This window comes from Streptomyces sp. NPDC059875, from assembly GCF_042731085.1.
Taxonomy (GTDB): domain Bacteria; phylum Actinomycetota; class Actinomycetes; order Streptomycetales; family Streptomycetaceae; genus Streptomyces.
The window spans coordinates 13,107-29,186 of sequence record NZ_JBHWJZ010000008.1 but is presented as its reverse complement, the minus strand read 5'-3'; the positions used below and the strand labels follow the sequence as shown (position 1 = coordinate 29,186).

The 16,080-nt window shown below is 70.3% G+C and carries 17 protein-coding genes; 9 read left to right on the top strand and 8 right to left on the bottom strand.

Translation table 11 applies throughout. From position 1 onward, the window contains the following. Positions 1–100 precede the first annotated feature (100 nt). From ACFV9D_RS12145 to pstB, 7 genes are all read left to right on the top strand, one after another. On the top strand, positions 101–2,428 hold the full coding sequence (locus tag ACFV9D_RS12145; RefSeq protein WP_385144408.1) for an RNA degradosome polyphosphate kinase: 2,328 nt from the start codon (positions 101–103) through the stop codon (positions 2,426–2,428). Beyond that, on the top strand, positions 2,415–3,407 hold the full coding sequence (locus ACFV9D_RS12140) for a CHAD domain-containing protein (protein WP_385144406.1): 993 nt from the start codon (positions 2,415–2,417) through the stop codon (positions 3,405–3,407). The genes ACFV9D_RS12145 and ACFV9D_RS12140 overlap by 14 nt, the downstream gene beginning before the upstream one ends. Next, positions 3,404–3,790 (top strand): NUDIX hydrolase, encoded by a 387-nt coding sequence (locus ACFV9D_RS12135; protein WP_385144404.1) that lies wholly within the window; start codon positions 3,404–3,406, stop codon positions 3,788–3,790. The genes ACFV9D_RS12140 and ACFV9D_RS12135 overlap by 4 nt, the downstream gene beginning before the upstream one ends. A 250-nt stretch (positions 3,791–4,040) precedes the next feature. Next, entirely contained in the window at positions 4,041–5,177 is a 1,137-nt protein-coding gene (pstS, locus tag ACFV9D_RS12130; protein WP_385144402.1) for a phosphate ABC transporter substrate-binding protein PstS, read from the top strand. 115 nt (positions 5,178–5,292) lie between these two features. Further along, positions 5,293–6,267, top strand: a complete 975-nt coding sequence (pstC, locus tag ACFV9D_RS12125; RefSeq protein WP_385144400.1) for a phosphate ABC transporter permease subunit PstC — start codon at positions 5,293–5,295, stop codon at positions 6,265–6,267. Beyond that, positions 6,264–7,340 carry a phosphate ABC transporter permease PstA gene (gene pstA / locus ACFV9D_RS12120; protein WP_385144398.1) on the top strand — a complete coding sequence of 359 codons (1,077 nt, stop codon included), beginning with the start codon at positions 6,264–6,266 and terminating at the stop codon, positions 7,338–7,340. Before pstC ends, pstA begins: the two co-directional genes overlap by 4 nt. A gap of 29 nt (positions 7,341–7,369) precedes the next feature. Continuing rightward, positions 7,370–8,146, top strand: a complete 777-nt coding sequence (gene pstB / locus ACFV9D_RS12115; protein WP_385144396.1) for a phosphate ABC transporter ATP-binding protein PstB — start codon at positions 7,370–7,372, stop codon at positions 8,144–8,146. Positions 8,147–8,278: 132 nt separating this feature from the next. Here pstB and ACFV9D_RS12110 read toward each other — a convergent pair whose 3' ends face one another. Continuing rightward, on the bottom strand, positions 8,279–9,277 hold the full coding sequence (locus tag ACFV9D_RS12110) for an anion permease (RefSeq protein ID WP_385144394.1): 999 nt from the start codon (positions 9,275–9,277) through the stop codon (positions 8,279–8,281). Between the two features lie 6 nt (positions 9,278–9,283). Next, a complete protein-coding gene (locus ACFV9D_RS12105) occupies positions 9,284–9,904 on the bottom strand; it encodes a DUF47 domain-containing protein (protein WP_385144392.1) in 621 nt (206 codons plus the stop codon). A 192-nt stretch (positions 9,905–10,096) separates the two neighbouring features. On the opposite strand from ACFV9D_RS12105, the gene ACFV9D_RS12100 reads away from it, so the two are divergent. Continuing rightward, positions 10,097–10,447, top strand: coding sequence for a metal-sensitive transcriptional regulator (locus ACFV9D_RS12100; protein ID WP_385144390.1), 351 nt, complete (start codon positions 10,097–10,099; stop codon positions 10,445–10,447). A 44-nt stretch (positions 10,448–10,491) separates the two neighbouring features. Here ACFV9D_RS12100 and ACFV9D_RS12095 read toward each other — a convergent pair whose 3' ends face one another. The 6 genes from ACFV9D_RS12095 to ACFV9D_RS12070 form a co-directional block, all read right to left on the bottom strand. Further along, the gene (locus tag ACFV9D_RS12095; protein WP_385144388.1) at positions 10,492–10,674 is read right to left on the bottom strand and encodes a hypothetical protein; all 183 of its coding nucleotides are present in this window, start codon (positions 10,672–10,674) and stop codon (positions 10,492–10,494) included. Positions 10,675–10,776: 102 nt separating this feature from the next. Beyond that, positions 10,777–11,595: a hypothetical protein gene (locus tag ACFV9D_RS12090; RefSeq protein WP_385144386.1), complete on the bottom strand. Its 819-nt coding sequence runs from the start codon at positions 11,593–11,595 to the stop codon at positions 10,777–10,779. Between the two features lie 300 nt (positions 11,596–11,895). Further along, the gene (locus tag ACFV9D_RS12085; RefSeq protein ID WP_385144384.1) at positions 11,896–12,606 is read right to left on the bottom strand and encodes a phosphatase PAP2 family protein; all 711 of its coding nucleotides are present in this window, start codon (positions 12,604–12,606) and stop codon (positions 11,896–11,898) included. A 182-nt stretch (positions 12,607–12,788) separates the two neighbouring features. Continuing rightward, complete coding sequence (locus ACFV9D_RS12080; RefSeq protein WP_385144909.1) at positions 12,789–13,817, bottom strand: NlpC/P60 family protein; 1,029 nt, start codon at positions 13,815–13,817, stop codon at positions 12,789–12,791. Between the two features lie 87 nt (positions 13,818–13,904). Beyond that, positions 13,905–14,339: a hypothetical protein gene (locus tag ACFV9D_RS12075; RefSeq protein WP_385144382.1), complete on the bottom strand. Its 435-nt coding sequence runs from the start codon at positions 14,337–14,339 to the stop codon at positions 13,905–13,907. 71 nt (positions 14,340–14,410) lie between these two features. Beyond that, positions 14,411–15,283, bottom strand: coding sequence for an NAD(P)-dependent oxidoreductase (locus tag ACFV9D_RS12070; protein WP_385144380.1), 873 nt, complete (start codon positions 15,281–15,283; stop codon positions 14,411–14,413). Positions 15,284–15,394: 111 nt separating this feature from the next. Here ACFV9D_RS12070 and ACFV9D_RS12065 point away from each other — a divergent pair, with 111 nt between their 5' ends. After that, complete coding sequence (locus ACFV9D_RS12065) at positions 15,395–15,985, top strand: TetR/AcrR family transcriptional regulator (protein ID WP_385144378.1); 591 nt, start codon at positions 15,395–15,397, stop codon at positions 15,983–15,985. The last annotated feature ends 95 nt before the right edge of the window (positions 15,986–16,080 follow it).

Here is a 16,080-nt window from a genome sequence, read left to right as displayed (position 1 = left end):
CGTGCCTCCTCTCGCCAAGGGGCTCCCCAAAGGGAGACTTCCCTCGCCCACGGCCCGCTCCGACGCGCCCGACCACCCCTTCGCGCGGAAGAATGGGGCCATGAGCCAGCAGCCTGCCGAGGTCCCGGTCCAGTCCTCCGCCACGCCGTCCGCGAAGAACGCCAAGACGTCCGCGAAGACGCCCGCAAAGCCGTCCGCGAAGACGTCCGCGAAGAGCGCCGAGAACGGCGAGCCGACCGCCCAGCCGTCCGTCGGTTCCATAGCCGCGCACCGCTCCCACGCCGTCAACGCGGGCCCGGCCTCGGACCTCGCGCCCGAGCTGGACACCGACCTCGACGCGTACGAGGACGACAGCGCCGAGGGCGAGCTCCCCCAGGGCCGCTTCCTCGACCGCGAACGCAGCTGGCTCGCGTTCAACGAAAGGGTCCTCGAACTGGCCGAGGATCCCACCACACCCCTCCTCGAACGGGCTAACTTCCTCGCCATCTTCGCGTCGAACCTCGACGAGTTCTTCATGGTGCGCGTCGCCGGCCTGAAGCGCCGGATCGCCACCGGCGTCGCCACGCGCTCCGCCTCCGGACTGCAGCCCCGCGAGGTGCTCGACCTGATCTGGACCCGCTCGCGCGAGCTCATGGCCCGGCACGCCGCCTGCTACCAGCAGGACGTCAGCCCGGCCCTGGCCGACGAGGGCATCCACCTGATCCGCTGGCCCGACCTGACCGAGAAGGAGCAGGCGCGCCTCTTCACCCTGTTCCGGCAGCAGATCTTCCCGGTCCTCACCCCGCTGGCCGTGGACCCCGCGCACCCCTTCCCGTACATCTCCGGCCTGTCCCTGAACCTCGCCGTGGTCGTACGCAATCCGGTCAGCGGCCACCGCCACTTCGCCCGCGTCAAGGTGCCCCCGCTGCTCTCCCGCTTCCTGGAGGCCTCCCCGCAGCGCTACGTCCCGCTGGAGGACGTCATCGCGGCGCACCTGGAAGAGCTCTTCCCCGGCATGGAGGTGCTGGCCCACCACATGTTCCGGGTGACCCGGAACGAGGACCTCGAGGTCGAGGAGGACGACGCCGAGAACCTGCTCCAGGCCCTGGAGAAGGAGCTCCTGCGCCGCCGCTTCGGCCCGCCGGTCCGCCTGGAGGTCGAGGAGTCCATCGACCCGTACGTCCTCGACCTGCTCGTCCGCGAGCTGAAGGTCTCCGACGCCGAGGTCTACCCGCTGCCCGGCCCGCTCGACCTCACCGGCCTCTTCGGAATCGCCTCCCTGGACCGGCCCGAGCTGAAGTACCCCAAGTTCGTCGCCGGCACCCACCGGGACCTCGCCGAGGTCGAGTCGGCCTCCGCCCCCGACATCTTCATGGCGCTGCGCGAGCGGGACGTGCTGCTGCACCACCCGTACGACTCCTTCTCCACCTCCGTCCAGGCGTTCCTGGAGCAGGCGGCCGCCGACCCGGACGTCCTCGCGATCAAGCAGACGCTGTACCGGACCTCCGGCAAGTCCCCCATAGTCGACGCGCTGATCGACGCCGCCGAGAGCGGCAAGCAGGTCCTCGTCCTCGTCGAGATCAAGGCCCGCTTCGACGAGCAGGCCAACATCAAGTGGGCGCGGAAGCTGGAGGAGGCCGGCTGCCACGTCGTCTACGGTCTCGTCGGCCTCAAGACGCACTGCAAGCTGTCGCTGGTCGTCCGGCAGGAGGGCGAGGTGCTGCGCCGCTACTCGCACGTCGGCACCGGCAACTACCACCCCAAGACGGCCCGGCTCTACGAGGACCTCGGCCTGCTCACCGCGGACCCGCAGGTCGGCGCCGACCTCTCCGACCTGTTCAACCGGCTCTCCGGCTACTCGCGCCGCGAGACCTACCGCCGGCTGCTCACCGCGCCCAAGTCCCTCCGGGACGGGCTGGTCTCCCGGATCCACAAGGAGATCGCCCACCACCGGGCGGGCCGGCCGGCCTACGTCCGGATCAAGGTCAACTCGATGGTCGACGAGGCCATCATCGACGCCTGCTACCGGGCCTCGCAGGCGGGCGTCCCGGTCGACATCTGGGTCCGCGGCATCTGCGCGATCCGCCCGGGCGTCGCCGGCCTCTCCGAGAACATCCGGGTCCGCTCGATCCTCGGCCGCTTCCTGGAGCACTCCCGGGTCTTCGCCTTCGGCAACGGCGGCGAGCCCGAGGTCTGGCTGGGCAGCGCCGACATGATGCACCGGAACCTGGACCGACGCATCGAGGCCCTGGTCCGGGTCTCCGACCCGGCCCACCGGGCAGCCCTGACCCGGCTCCTGGAGACCGGAATGTCCGACACCACCTCCTCCTGGCACCTCGGTCCGGACGGGAACTGGACGCGGCACGCGACCGACCCGGAGGGCCAGCCGCTGCGGCACGTCCAGGAGATGCTCATCGACGCGCGGAGGCGCCGGCGTGCACAACCCTGACCACCTTTCCGCCGCCACGGGCGTCACCGCGGGAGAGGTCCTCTCCCCCTACCTCCAGGCGCGGGCCGGCGACTTCCTGCGCGGCCTGCGGCTGCACACCGAGAGCGGCGCGGACACGACGGGCTCGGAGGAGGCCGCCCGGTCCCTCCGGGCGGCCGCCCGCCGCATCAGCGGGACCCTGCACACCTTCCGGCCGCTCCTCGACGCCGCCTGGGCCGACCAGCTGCGCACGGAGCTCGCCTGGCTGTCGGGGACGCTCGCCCTGGAGCACGCCTGCGCCTCCCGGCTCGTCCGACTGCTGGACGCGCTGTCCCGCCTGTCGAGCGGCGGCACCGGGCCGGTGCCCGCCGCGCGCGGCGCCGAAGGCCCGGGCATGACGGTCGGCGCCGCCCGCGCGGGCGCCCTGCTCGAACGCCAGCTCACCCTGGCCCGTACGCGAGCCCACTCGGCGGCCCTGCAGGCGCTGGGCTCCTCCCGCTTCCACGCGGTGGCGGACGCCGTCGCGCTCCTCGCCTCCGAGGTACCGCTGGGGCCCGCCGGGGCGGCCCCGGCGATCGAGGTCCTCGACGCACCGGCCACGGTCGTCGAGCTCCGCCTCGCGGAGGCCGTGGCCGGGCTGCCGCTGGCCCGCGCGGCCCACCCGTACAACGCGGACGCCCTGGCGCTCGCGGCCGGCGAGGCCCAGGACGCGCCCTGGCACCAGACCCGGCTGCTGCTGCGCCTCCACCGGTACGCCTGCGAGGTCCTGCACGGCACCGACCCCGACCCGGTCCTCCGCGAGGCGGGCCACGCCCTCGACCGCCACCGCGACGCCTCCGAGGCCGCCGCCGCGGCCGCCACGGCGGCCCGCACCCCCCGGATCGCCCCGGCCACCGCGTACGCCCTCGGCGTCCTCCACGCGGACCAGCGCCACGAGGTCGAGGCCGCCCGCTTCGCCTTCCAACGCGCCTGGCAGCCCACCACGGCGCCGGTCCCGTGATCCTCGCGGCGGGGTGCGTCCTGTGGCGCCCCGCTCCGACGGGCCAGGGCATCGAGATCGCCCTGGTCCACCGGCCCAAGTACGACGACTGGTCGCACCCGAAGGGAAAGCTGAAGCGCGGCGAGACCGCCGAGGAGTGTGCGATCCGTGAGGTACGGGAGGAGACGGGCCAGTCCTGCGTCCTGGGCCCCCGCCTCCCCACGGCCCGCTACCTGGCGAACGGCCGCCCGAAGGAGGTCACGTACTGGTCGGCCGAGTCCCTGGGCGGCACGTTCACCCCGTCGAGGGAGATCGACCGCATGACCTGGCTGACACCGCCGGAGGCCCGCCGCCGCCTGACCCAGCCGCGAGACAGGGAACTCCTGGACGCGCTCGTGGGATGACGCCCACCCGCCCCCCGGCGCCCCCTTCGGGCCCCCGGTCGCCGCCCGCCCAAGGGCCCCGCACCGCGCCTTCCGGCACGGTTCACTTTCCGTTCACTCTCCCCCGTCGGCCGCTTCACCTGATCTGCCTAATTTCGGCCGTACAAGGTGCACACGCACAGCGCTGCACCCACAGCCCCGACACACGCCGCCGTAGAACGTTCAGGACACCCGGTCCCCGGCAGGCGGCTTCTGGAAGGAACACCCGAAAGTGAAGCTTTCGCGCAAGAACGGGCTTCGCGCCTCCGCGATCGGTGCCCTCGTCGTTTCCGGCGCCCTCGTCCTCTCGGCGTGTGGTTCGGACAACAACACCGGCGAGACCCCGAACGGTGACAAGACCTCCGCCGCGGCGTCGAACATCAAGTGCGACGGCGCCAAGGGCCAGCTCCTCGCCGCGGGCTCCTCCGCTCAGAAGAACGCCATGGACCTGTGGGTCAAGAACTTCCAGGCCGCCTGTGACGGCGTCGAGGTCAACTACCAGGCCATCGGCTCCGGCGGCGGTATCACCAAGTTCAACCAGGGCCAGGTCGCCTTCGCCGGCTCCGACTCCGCGCTGAAGGAGGAGGAGGTCGCCGAGTCCGCGAAGATCTGCAAGACCGGCAAGGGCGTCAACCTCCCGATGGTCGGTGGCCCCATCGCCATCGGTTACAAGCTGGACGGCGTGGACAACCTCGTCCTGGACGCCTCCACCATCGCCAAGATCTTCAACACCGACATCAAGAAGTGGAACGACCCGGCGATCGCCAAGCTGAACCCGGGCGCCAAGCTGCCGGACAGCAACATCCAGGCGTTCCACCGCTCCGACGAGTCGGGCACCACCCAGAACCTGGGCAAGTACCTCTCCACCGCGGCCCCGGCCGACTGGAAGCACGACCCGAAGTCGAAGTCGTGGCCCGCCCCGGGTGGCCAGGCCGCCAACGGCTCCTCCGGTGTCGCCACCGCGGTCAAGGACGCCGAGGGCTCCATCGGCTACTTCGAGCTCTCCTACGCCACCGCCAACAAGATCTCCACGGTCTCGGTGAACACCGGTGCCGCCGCCCCGGTCGCCGCCACCACGGAGAACGCCTCCAAGGCCATCGCCGCCGCCAAGGTCAAGGGCACCGGCAGCGACATGGCCCTCTCCCTCGACTACGCGACCAAGGCCGAGGGCGCCTACCCGCTCGTCCTGGTCACGTACCAGATCGCCTGCGACAAGGGCAACAAGGCGGAGACCCTGCCGACCCTGAAGGCGTTCCTGAACTACGCGATCAGCGAGGACGGCCAGAAGGTCCTCTCCGACGCGGGCTACGCCCCGATGCCGGCCGAGATCGCGACCAAGGTCCGCGAGATCGTCCCCACCCTGTCCTGATCCCCGGCCGGAGCCGGTCCGTCAGCCACCACCGACGGACCGGCCCCGGCATCCGGTGCACCGCCGCCAGGAGCCCCGTACACCTCGTACAGGCTCCGCAGACCGGAGAGTCAGAATGGTTACGACAACCACACCACCCATAGAAAAGGGGCGCGCCAACGGCGCGACCCGTCCCGGAGACCGGGTCTTCCTCGGTCTGTCCCGCGGATCCGGCATCACGCTCCTGGTGATCATGGCCGCGATCGCGGGCTTCCTCACCTACCGCGCCGTCCTCGCGATCTCCCAGGACTCCACGAACTTCTTCACCACCTTCGAGTGGAACCCGGCCGGCAGCCCGCCCGTCTTCGGCATCGCCGTCCTGGCGTTCGGCACGGTCGTCTCGTCGATCATCGCCATGGTCATCGCCGTGCCGGTCGCGATCGGCATCGCGCTGTTCATCTCGCACTACGCCCCGCGCAAGCTGGCCAAGCCGCTCGCGTACGTGGTCGACCTGCTCGCCGCCGTGCCCAGCATCATCTACGGCCTCTGGGGCGCGATCTTCCTGGTCCCGTACCTGGACGGCCTGAACCAGTGGCTCGACGAGTACCTGGGCTGGACGTACATCTTCGACAAGGCCAGCGACGGCGTCGCCCGCAACATGTTCACCGTGGGCATCCTGCTGGCGATCATGATCCTGCCGATCATCACCAACGTGACCCGCGAGGTCTTCCTCCAGGTCCCGAAGATGCACGAAGAGGCCGCCCTCGCCCTCGGCGCCACGCGCTGGGAGGTCATCCGCATGTCGGTCCTCCCCTTCGGCCGCTCGGGCATCATCTCCGCCTCGATGCTGGGCCTGGGCCGCGCACTCGGCGAGACGATGGCCGTCGCCGTCGTCCTCTCCCCCAGCTTCGTCCTCTCGGGCCACCTCCTCGACCCGGGCGGCGGCACCTTCGCCCAGAACATCGCCGCGAAGTTCAACGAGGCCAACGAGTTCGGCCGTGACGCGCTGATCGCCTCCGGCCTGGTCCTCTTCGTCATCACCCTGCTGGTCAACGGCGCGGCCCGGTGGATCATCGCCCGCCGCAAGGAGTACTCGGGGGCCAACGCATGAGCCACGCCATACAGGACCGCCCGCCCGTGAAGAGCGTCGTCACGCACGACCCGCTCAAGCACGCCCGGCTCCCCCGCTGGACCCCGTTCGCCACCGCCATAGGGTCGATCGCCGCCGCTGTCGGCCTCGGTCTCGCGGCCGGCTGGCACAGCCGCATCCAGTGGGGCCTGATCGCCGCGCTGTTCTTCGTCCTCGCGACGTACGCGATCACCTCCAAGGTCGAGGGCTCCCGCCAGGCCAAGGACCGGGTCGCCACCAGCCTCGTCTGGGTCTGCTTCATCCTGGCCGTCATCCCGCTGCTCTCCCTCGCCTGGGTCACGATCAGCAAGGGCCTGGAAGTACTCGACCCGTACTTCCTCAGCCACTCGATGAACGGCGTCCTCGACGCCGAGGCCGGCGGCGGTGTCTACCACGCGCTGCTCGGCACGATCGAGCAGGTCGCCATCGCGACCCTGATCGCCGCGCCGATCGGTCTGCTGACCGCGGTCTACCTCGTCGAGTACGGCGGCGGGAAGCTCGCCCAGGCCGTCACCTTCTTCGTCGACGTCATGACGGGCATCCCGTCGATCGTCGCGGGTCTGTTCATCCTCGCCACCTGGAATCTGATGCTGGGCTTCGGGCCCTCCGGATTCGCCGGCGCGATGGCCCTCGCGATCCTGATGATGCCGGTCGTGGTCCGCTCCACCGAGGAGATGCTCAAGCTCGTCCCGAACGAGCTGCGCGAGGCCTCCCTCGCCCTCGGCATCCCGAAGTGGCGCACGATCCTGAAGGTGGTCCTGCCCACCGCGATCGGCGGCATCACCACGGGCGTCATGCTCGCGGTCGCCCGCATCACCGGCGAGACGGCCCCCGTCCTGCTCCTCGTGTTCGGTACGAAGCTCATCAACCCGAACCCCTTCGAAGGCGCTCAGTCCTCCCTGCCGCTCTACGTGTACGAGCAGTACGCGGTCGGCACCGACGCCGCCGTGGCCCGCGCCTGGGCCGCCGCGCTCGTCCTGATCGCCTTCGTCATGATCCTCAACCTGGTGGCCCGCGGCATCGCCCGCTGGAAGGCCCCCAAGACCGGCCGCTGACCAGCGACCACCTCTGGAAGTGAATTGATATGGCCAAGCGAATCGACGTCAGCGGCCTCTCCGCGTACTACGGCGCCCACAAGGCGATCGACGACATCTCCATGACCGTCGAGCCCCGCTCGGTGACGGCCTTCATCGGCCCCTCCGGCTGCGGCAAGTCCACCTTCCTGCGCACCCTGAACCGCATGCACGAGGTCACCCCCGGTGGCCGCGTCGAGGGCAAGGTGATGCTGGACGACGAGAACCTGTACGGCTCCCACGTCGACCCGGTCGCGGTGCGCCGCACGGTCGGCATGGTGTTCCAGCGCCCGAACCCGTTCCCGACGATGTCGATCTTCGACAACGTGGCGGCGGGCCTGCGGCTGAACGGCAAGTACAAGAAGTCCCAGCTCAACGACATCGTCGAGCGTTCCCTCAAGGGCGCGAACCTCTGGAACGAGGTCAAGGACCGCCTGAACAAGCCGGGCTCCGGTCTCTCCGGCGGTCAGCAGCAGCGTCTGTGCATCGCCCGCGCGATCGCGGTCGAGCCCGACGTCCTGCTGATGGACGAGCCCTGCTCGGCCCTCGACCCGATCTCGACCCTGGCGATCGAGGACCTGATCGGCGAGCTGAAGGAGCGCTTCACGATCGTCATCGTGACGCACAACATGCAGCAGGCCGCCCGCGTCTCGGACCGTACGGCGTTCTTCAACCTGGCGGCCGTGGGCCAGCCGGGCAAGCTCATCGAGCTGGACGACACCGAGCGCATCTTCTCCAACCCGAGCGTCCAGGCGACCGAGGACTACATCTCCGGCCGCTTCGGATAGCCCACAGACCATGCGGCTCCGCCGCGTGGCGTCCTGCGGTGCTGCATGGCGGTGCCACCGCAAGACGAAGGGCCCGGCTCTCCTACAGGAGAGCCGGGCCCAACCATTTCCGCCCAGGGGCCTCGCGGCCTGTCAGCCGAAGAACAGCTGCACCACGTAGAAGCTGAGCGCCGCCACGATCGCGGCTGCCGGCATCGTGATGAACCACCCCAGGACGATGTTCTTCGCGACCCCCCACCGCACCGCGTTCACACGCTTCGTCGAACCCACACCCATGATCGCGGACGTGATGACGTGCGTCGTCGAGATCGGCGCGTGGAAGAGGAACGCGGAACCGAACATGATCGACGCCCCCGTCGTCTCCGCCGCGAACCCCTGCGGCGGGTCCAGCTCGATGATCTTCCGGCCGAGCGTCCGCATGATCCGCCAGCCACCCGCGTACGTACCGAGCGACAGCATCACGGCGCACGCGATCTTCACCCACACCGGGATGTCGTCGCCCGACTGCTGCACGTCCGCGATGACGAGCGCCATCACCACGATGCCCATCGTCTTCTGCGCGTCCTGCAGACCGTGACCGAGGGCCATGCCCGCCGCCGACACCGTCTGGGCGATACGGAAACCGCGCTTCGCCTTGTGCGGGTTCGACTTGCGGAACATCCACATGATCGCGCACATGACCAGGTAACCGGCGGCCAGACCGACGACCGGCGAGACGAACATCGGGATGACGACCTTGTCGAGCACGCCCGACCAGATCACCTCGGTACCGCCGGCCAGCGCCGCGCCCACCATGCCGCCGAACAGCGCGTGCGAGGAGGAGGACGGCAGACCGAAGTACCAGGTCACCAGGTTCCAGATGATCGCGCCGACGAGCGCGGCGAAGAGGATCCCCATCCCCTTGTCGCCGTGCGGCGTCTCGATCAGGCCCTCGCTCACCGTCTTGGCGACCCCGCTGCCGAGGAACGCTCCGGCGAGGTTCATCACGGCGGCCATCGCGAGCGCGGCCCGCGGCGTCAGCGCGCGGGTCGAGACCGAGGTGGCGATGGCGTTCGCGGAGTCGTGAAAACCGTTGGTGTACGTGAAGCCGAGCGCGACACCGATGGTCACGATCAGCGCAAAGGTGTCCACGAAGCCTCAGGACTCCTTGACCGCGATGGTCTCCACCGTGTTCGCCACGTGCTCGAATGCGTCGGCCGCCTCTTCCAGGACGTCCACGATCTGCTTCAGCTTGAGCACCTCGATGGCGTCGTACTTGCCGTTGAAGAGCGTCGCCAGAAGCTTGCGGTGAATCTGGTCGGCCTGGTTCTCGAGCCGGTTGACCTCGATCCAGTACTCGGTGAGGTTGTCCATCGTCCGCAGGTTCGGCATCGCCTCCGCCGTCAGCACGGCAGCGCGGGCCAGCACCTCGATCTGCTGCTCGACACCCTTGGGGAGCTCTTCGACGTTATAGAGGACGACCAGGTCGACGGCCTCCTCCATGAAGTCCATGATGTCGTCGAGGGAGGACGCGAGGTTGTAGATGTCCTCACGGTCGAACGGCGTGATGAAAGAGGAGTTGAGCTGGTGGAAGATCGCGTGGGTGGCATCGTCACCGGCGTGTTCCGCTGCCCGCATCCGCTCCGCGATCTCGGCCCGGGCGGAGGAGTCCGCTCCGAGCAGTTCCATAAGGAGCTTGGAGCCCGTGACGATGTTGTCCGCGGACGCGGCGAACATGTCGTAGAAGCTCGTCTCCCTGGGGGTCAGACGAAATCGCACGTGGGGTCCTCGGGGTACTGGAATCGGTCAGGCTGATGCTAGGCGCATCATCCGGCCACGGCTAACCGGCGTCCCTTCAGTGTCGCCCATCAGGCACAGTGATCTGCACGGGCCCCCGCCCGGACCGGCGGGGATCGGTACCATATACCCACGAGGGGTATACACACCCTTTCTGGACAACGGGAGGACGCGATGACGACCACCGAGGCGGCCGAGGTCACCACCCCCGACACCGTCGAGCCGGCAGAGGCCCACACGCCGACGCACGGCTACCACAAGCAGAAGGACGAGCACCTCAAGCGGCTCCGCCGGATCGAGGGCCAGATCCGCGGTCTGCAGCGGATGGTCGACGAGGACACGTACTGCATCGACATACTCACCCAGGTCTCGGCCTCCACGAAGGCCCTGCAGTCCTTCGCGCTCCAGCTCCTGGAGGAGCACCTGCGCCACTGCGTCGCCGACGCGGCGATGAAGGGCGGCGACGAGATCGAGGCGAAGGTCGAGGAGGCCACCAAGGCCATCGCGCGGATGATGCGTACCTGAGAGACCGGGGCCGGCGACCGGCCCCGGTCGATCGGCACGGCCGATCAGCAGTGGTCGGCTCGCTCCGCCGCGACCCTCAACACCTCGTCGATACGGTCGACGCTGAGCCGCTCCCCGTCGGTGGCCGACGCCGCGATGATCAGTTCACCGCACAGCTCGATCTCGGCGAGAGCGACGCAGTCCTGGTCAGTGGGCATCGTCGCGGTACTGGGCGGAGCCACGCGCATTCACCTCTTCCTGCCGGCGTCGGTCTCCCAGCGTAGGGAGCGCACCACGCACCGCGCATGACACGTCCGGACCATTTGGGAATGGCCTGCGCGCGACCCCGGCTACGCCTCGATCTTCCCGGCGTAGATGTCCTTCCGGCTCGGCAGCCGTACGTCGACGGCGGTGCCGAACCCGTAGAGCAAGGTCGTCGACGCGACGGCCACCGTCCGCCCCTTGTTGGCGAAGCTGAACTGGTGGCGCACCTTGCGCAGCCGGCCGTCGTGGTCCAGATACGCGTCGAAGGGCACGGTGTCCTTGGCGAACCCTTTCGCCGCCGCGGCCAGCGCCCCGCGCACCTGCGGCGAGGCGGCCCGGGCTGCCACGGCGATGTCCGTGACCCCGCGGTAGTGGCTGACTTTCACCCCTGCCAGGTCGACCTCGCCGACGTACGTCACCTGCTGTGCGCCCCGCAGCAGCTCGGCGGCGGCGGCCGGGTCGGTGGCCCCGCCGGTGACGAGGTTGCCGTCGTCGAGGGTGGTGGTGTCCACCCGCACCCACTTGTCGGCCGGAACGCCGGCGCCGCGGTTCTTCATGTAGAGAGCGCCGGGCGCGAGGAGCTCGGTGATGGGCCGGTGCTCGGAGGCCCCGGCGGCGTCCTTGGGGAGCACGACCTGGAGACGGCCGGTGCGCCGGCGGAAGTCGTACCCGCCCTCGCCGCGGATCGTGACCCGCGTCCCGCCGGCCGCCATCTCCATGCTCGTGCTCGCCTTGGCGGTACCGGCCCGGGTCAGCACCTCGGACGCGCCCCGCACGGTCTTCGTCGGGTCGCCACCCGGCTTGGGGTCCTCGGGGGCGGAGCACCCGCCCGTGGCCACGGCCCCGACCAGGGCCGCCGCGACGGCGAGGGAGCCGCCCCCACGCCCGTACCGCTGCACCACCATCGCCTGCCAACCCCCAACGCCGTACCGCTGCTTGTCCGGGACCGCCCGACCCGCCTAACGACGGTCCCGGGCCACCCGTCACGCGCAGTACGGTGGATCCGTGCATCAGCAGGCCCCGCATGACACGACCACGACGGAGCGCGGAGCGTTCGCGATCGCCCGGTGCAGCTGTGGCTGGACGGGGCCGGCGCGAAGATCACGGGAGAAGGCCAGGTCGGACGCTTCGATGCACACGGCGACGGAGCGGCAGCAGACCGCCTAGACCGGCCGGTCCTGCCGGCCCGCACGCAGCCGGGTCGTTCAGGCGGCCAGGTCGTTCTCGCCGGACCCGATGCGCGGCTCGGGGATGTCGAGCGTCTCGGGGAGCGGGCACCGCTCGGCGGCGCTCCGGGACCGGACCAGCCACGCCCCGCGCCGGGAGCGGGCGACGGCGGAGACGACCGGGGTCAGCAGGGCGTGGGCGACGGGCGCGAGGAGCAGCGCCACCGCCGTACCGAGGGCGAAGCCGCCGATGACGTCGGTCGGGTAGTGCACGCCCATGTAGACGCGGCAGAAGCCCTCGGCGAAGGCGAGGCCGATGGCGGCGAGGCCGAACTTCCGGTGCGCGACGAAGAGCCCGACGGCGATGGCCATCGCCAGGGTGGCGTGGTCGCTGACGAAGGAGAAGTCGGTCTTGCCGTCGACGAGGACGTCGAGACCCTGATGGTCCTTGAACGGCCGGGGCCGCTCGACGAAGCCCCGGATGGGGATGTTGACGAGCAGCGCGACACCGGCGGCCAGCGGGGCCCAGACCAGACCGGTGACGGCGGCGACGGAGTCGGTGAGGGTGCCGCGCCGGCGGACGCTCCACCAGCACCAGAGCGCGACGAGGACGAGGCCGAGCATGATCCCGTACTCGCCGACGAACTCCATGACACGGTCGAACCACGGCGGGGCTTCCCGCGCCAGCCCGTTGATGTCGTAGAGCAGGCTGACATCGGGGTTCGAACCGTCCGATGCGAGTCCAGCCATCTGCTGCGGCCCCTTGCCTTGTCACGTGAGTCGACCGTGGGCGGTCGACTCAGGGAACGAACCTCCTGAGGCGTGCGTTCCGCTCTTCCTCGAAGATCGCCACGACGTTACCGAAGAGTGACACGTCGTCGCAGCTCAGGGCCTGTGCTTTACGGAGAGTTCCGGCCATGTCCGACAGAACGTCAGCGCTGCGGCAGGTGGGTCGGGAGCGCCGCCGCGCCCTCCTGGGTGACCCGGGTCGCACCGAAGTAGTCCGGCGTGTCCATCTTGGTGAAGCGGATGACGGCGCCGGTGCGCGGCGCGTCGATCATGTAGCCGCCGCCGACGTAGATACCGACGTGCCTGATGGCACGCGAATTGGTCAGGTCGTCGGAGAAGAACACGAGGTCGCCGGGGAGCAGTTCGTCCCGGGAGGGATGGGGCCCGGCGTTGTACTGGTCGTTGGCGACGCGGGGAAGTTCGATCGCGACGGTCCGGTACGCGGCCTGCGTCAGCCCGGAGCAGTCGAATCGGCCATTCTGCGCCGCCGTTCCCGTACCGCCCCAGAGATAGGGCGTGCCGAGCTTCTCCTGCGCGAAGTGGATCGCCCCGGCGGCCTGCCGCGAGGGGTCGACCCGGCCGAGGGGCCGCGCGAAGCTCTTCTCCAGGGAGCGGATGATCCGTACGTAGTTCTGCGTCTCGCTGATCCGCGGCACCCCGCCGGACTTTATGACCCGGTACGCCCCCGCGTTGTACGCGGCGAGCATGTTGTTCGTCGGATCGCCCGGCACCTTCTTCACATAGCCGGCGAGCTCGCAGTCGTACGAGGCGGCGGACGGGATCGCGTCCGCCGGGTCCCAGACGTCCCGGTCGCCGTCCTTGTCGCCGTCGATCCCGTGACCGGCCCAGGTGCCGGGGATGAACTGGGCGATGCCCATGGCGTTGGCGGGCGAGACGATCCGCGGGTTCCAGCCGCTCTCCTGGTAGAGCTGCGCGGCGAGCAGGGCGGGATTGATGGCGGGGCAGAGGTTCCCCCACTTCTGCACCAGCCCCTGGTACGCGGCGGGCACGGCCCCCTTGGCCAGCCCGACGGTGCCGTTCTTGGCGTCCCCCGCACCACCGAGAAGGCCGGCGGCGGCGGAGTAGGTCCCCACGACGAGCAGCGCGACGAAGCTGAGGCACACCCCGAAGACCCCAGCGGCCACCAGCCACGCCTTGCGCGCCTTACGCACCGTCAACCACCCCTCGGCTCCTGGCAGTACGCCCCGGGTCAGTCTAGGCGGCGGGGCGGCCCGCGGGGGCGTTCCGTGACGCGCCGCTCACTCTGCGAGGGCGAGCAGGGCGGTGAGGCTGCCGACGATCGCGGCCTGCGGGAGGAGGGAGAGGACGGCCAGCCACACGCGCGTGCGGCGCCAGCGGCGCCGCCAGGGAAGGACGAGGGAGGCGATCACGGCGAGCGGGGTGAGGACGTAGATCGCGCCATGGGCGGCGTACATGACGGTGAGTGGGACCGTGACGGACGGCGCGCAGTCGTCGGGGCCGCAACCGTCGGTGGCCATGGTGGAGAAGCCGAGGACGAGCATCCAGAAGACATGGGTCAGGACGGCGATCGCGCCGGCGACGGCGCCGGGCACGCACGCGTTGCCGTCACGGTCGCCCGGCTGCGGCGCGGCGACCCGCCAGGCGCGCGCGGCGGGTCGGGCACCGGCGGCTCGGGGACCGGCGGGGGTCCGCGGGAACGGATTCGTCGTCATGTCCCCAGTGGACCGCGCCGACGGCCCCCCGCGCTTCTGCCGTCCTACTCACCTTCGGTGAGGACGGGTACTCAGCTCGCGGGCCGCTTGAGCACCTCGACGAGGCTCGAGCTGCTGTCGCCGCCGTGTCCCGCCTCGACCCCGCGCCGGAAGAGGTCGACGACGGCGGCCGGAAGCGTCCCGTCGACGCCGGCATCGAGGACGGTGTGCAGGACGTGCTCGGCGCTGGCGAGCCCCATCGCCAGCCGGTCGACGTCCCCGGAGTGGTCGCCCGCGTCGACGCGGGGTGCGTAGAACTCCAGGAACTGCTTCAGGTCCAGGGCGCCGAGGGCGTGCGGGAGGAGGTCGGCGGCCTTGATGCCGTGCGCGTCGGCGAGGGCGAGGGCCTGCCAGTAGGAGCTCAGGGCGGTCCAGAACATGACCATGTTGAGCTGGTAGAAGAGCGCGGCGAGTCCGGGGTCCTCGCCTCGGTAGTCGGTGCCGGTGAGCACCTCGAGGGTGGGGCGGTGGGCCTCGAAGACCTCGCGCGGGCCGCTGTAGAAGGTGGAGGAGCCGGGGCTGCCGATGCCGGAGGGCGGCACGAGCACGCCGCCGGTGAGCTGGACGGCGCCGCGCTCCCGCGCCCAGTCGGCGGCCTCCTGGGCCCGGCGCGGGGTGTCGGAGCTGAGGTTGACCAGGACGCGGCCGGCCAGGACCGCGGGGTCGACGCCGTCCAGTACGGCGTACAGCGCCTCGTAGTCGGTGAGGCTGAGCACCACGACCTCGTTGGCGGCGATGGCCTCGGCGGGCGAGGCGGCGAGAACGGCGCCGCGGCGCACGAGCTCGTCGGCACGGGAGGCGGTGCGGTTCCAGAGGGTGACGTCGTAACCCTGGTCGAGGTAGGCGCCGGCCATGGCGCGACCCATGGGCCCGAGCCCGATGACGGTGACGGAGTTCTTGCGCATGCGGAAATCCCCTTCTCGAGGACTAGAACGAACGCTCTATCCAGCGACGGGACCGAAGCTAGCACAGCTCTAAAACGAACGCTCTAATTAACGACTGACTAGACTCGCCGCATGCAGACCAGCAGCGCGAGCAGCACCAGCGGCACCCGCGACCGGATCGTCGTCGCCGCCTCCCGCCTCATCCAGCGCCAGGGCTACGTCGGCACGGGCATCAAACAGATCGCCCAGGAGGCGGAGGCCACCCTCGGCTCCGTCTACCACTTCTTCCCCGGCGGAAAGGAAGCGGTGGCGGTGGCGGCGATGGAGCACGGCCGCGAGGAGTTCGCCGCCCTGCTGCGCACCGCCCTGGACAGCGAGGACGCCCCCGGCGCCGCGGTCGACGCCTGCGCCCGCCTGCTGGCCACCGAACTCCGCGCCTCCGGCTGGACCGACGGCTGCCCGGTCACCGCGGCCGCCCTGGAGACCCTCGGCACGGACAACCCGATCCAACGCGCCTGCGCCGAGGCCCTGCGGTCTTGGCAGCGGCTGGTCGCCGACAAACTCCTCGGCTGCGGCTTCCCCGACCCCGAGGCCGAGTCCCTCGCGGCCACAGTCATCAACACCCTGGAGGGCGCCGAGGTCTCCGCCCAGATCACCCGCTCGGAGACGCCTCTGCTCCTGGCGGGCCGTCACCTGTCGCGCCTGATCGGCTCATACGCCTGACCAGGGCCCGCCACCACCCCAAGAGTGCAACAACGACAGTCATTGCCCGGAGTCACCCTCCGTGATACACAGAGTGACCATACGCTTCTTCGCAT

What these genes read in the sequence shown, in the direction of transcription:
- pstB (WP_385144396.1), top strand. Translation starts at nt 7,370, where the DNA reads ATGGCCAAGCGAATCGACGTCAGCGGCCTCTCCGCGTACTACGGCGCC.
- pstA (WP_385144398.1), top strand. Translation starts at nt 6,264, where the DNA reads ATGAGCCACGCCATACAGGACCGCCCGCCCGTGAAGAGCGTCGTCACG.
- pstC (WP_385144400.1), top strand. Translation starts at nt 5,293, where the DNA reads ATGGTTACGACAACCACACCACCCATAGAAAAGGGGCGCGCCAACGGC.
- ACFV9D_RS12090 (WP_385144386.1), bottom strand. Translation starts at nt 11,595, where the DNA reads ATGGTGGTGCAGCGGTACGGGCGTGGGGGCGGCTCCCTCGCCGTCGCG.
- ACFV9D_RS12100 (WP_385144390.1), top strand. Translation starts at nt 10,097, where the DNA reads ATGACGACCACCGAGGCGGCCGAGGTCACCACCCCCGACACCGTCGAG.
- ACFV9D_RS12075 (WP_385144382.1), bottom strand. Translation starts at nt 14,339, where the DNA reads ATGACGACGAATCCGTTCCCGCGGACCCCCGCCGGTCCCCGAGCCGCC.
- ACFV9D_RS12095 (WP_385144388.1), bottom strand. Translation starts at nt 10,674, where the DNA reads ATGCGCGTGGCTCCGCCCAGTACCGCGACGATGCCCACTGACCAGGAC.
- ACFV9D_RS12145 (WP_385144408.1), top strand. Translation starts at nt 101, where the DNA reads ATGAGCCAGCAGCCTGCCGAGGTCCCGGTCCAGTCCTCCGCCACGCCG.
- ACFV9D_RS12065 (WP_385144378.1), top strand. Translation starts at nt 15,395, where the DNA reads ATGCAGACCAGCAGCGCGAGCAGCACCAGCGGCACCCGCGACCGGATC.
- ACFV9D_RS12070 (WP_385144380.1), bottom strand. Translation starts at nt 15,283, where the DNA reads ATGCGCAAGAACTCCGTCACCGTCATCGGGCTCGGGCCCATGGGTCGC.
- ACFV9D_RS12085 (WP_385144384.1), bottom strand. Translation starts at nt 12,606, where the DNA reads ATGGCTGGACTCGCATCGGACGGTTCGAACCCCGATGTCAGCCTGCTC.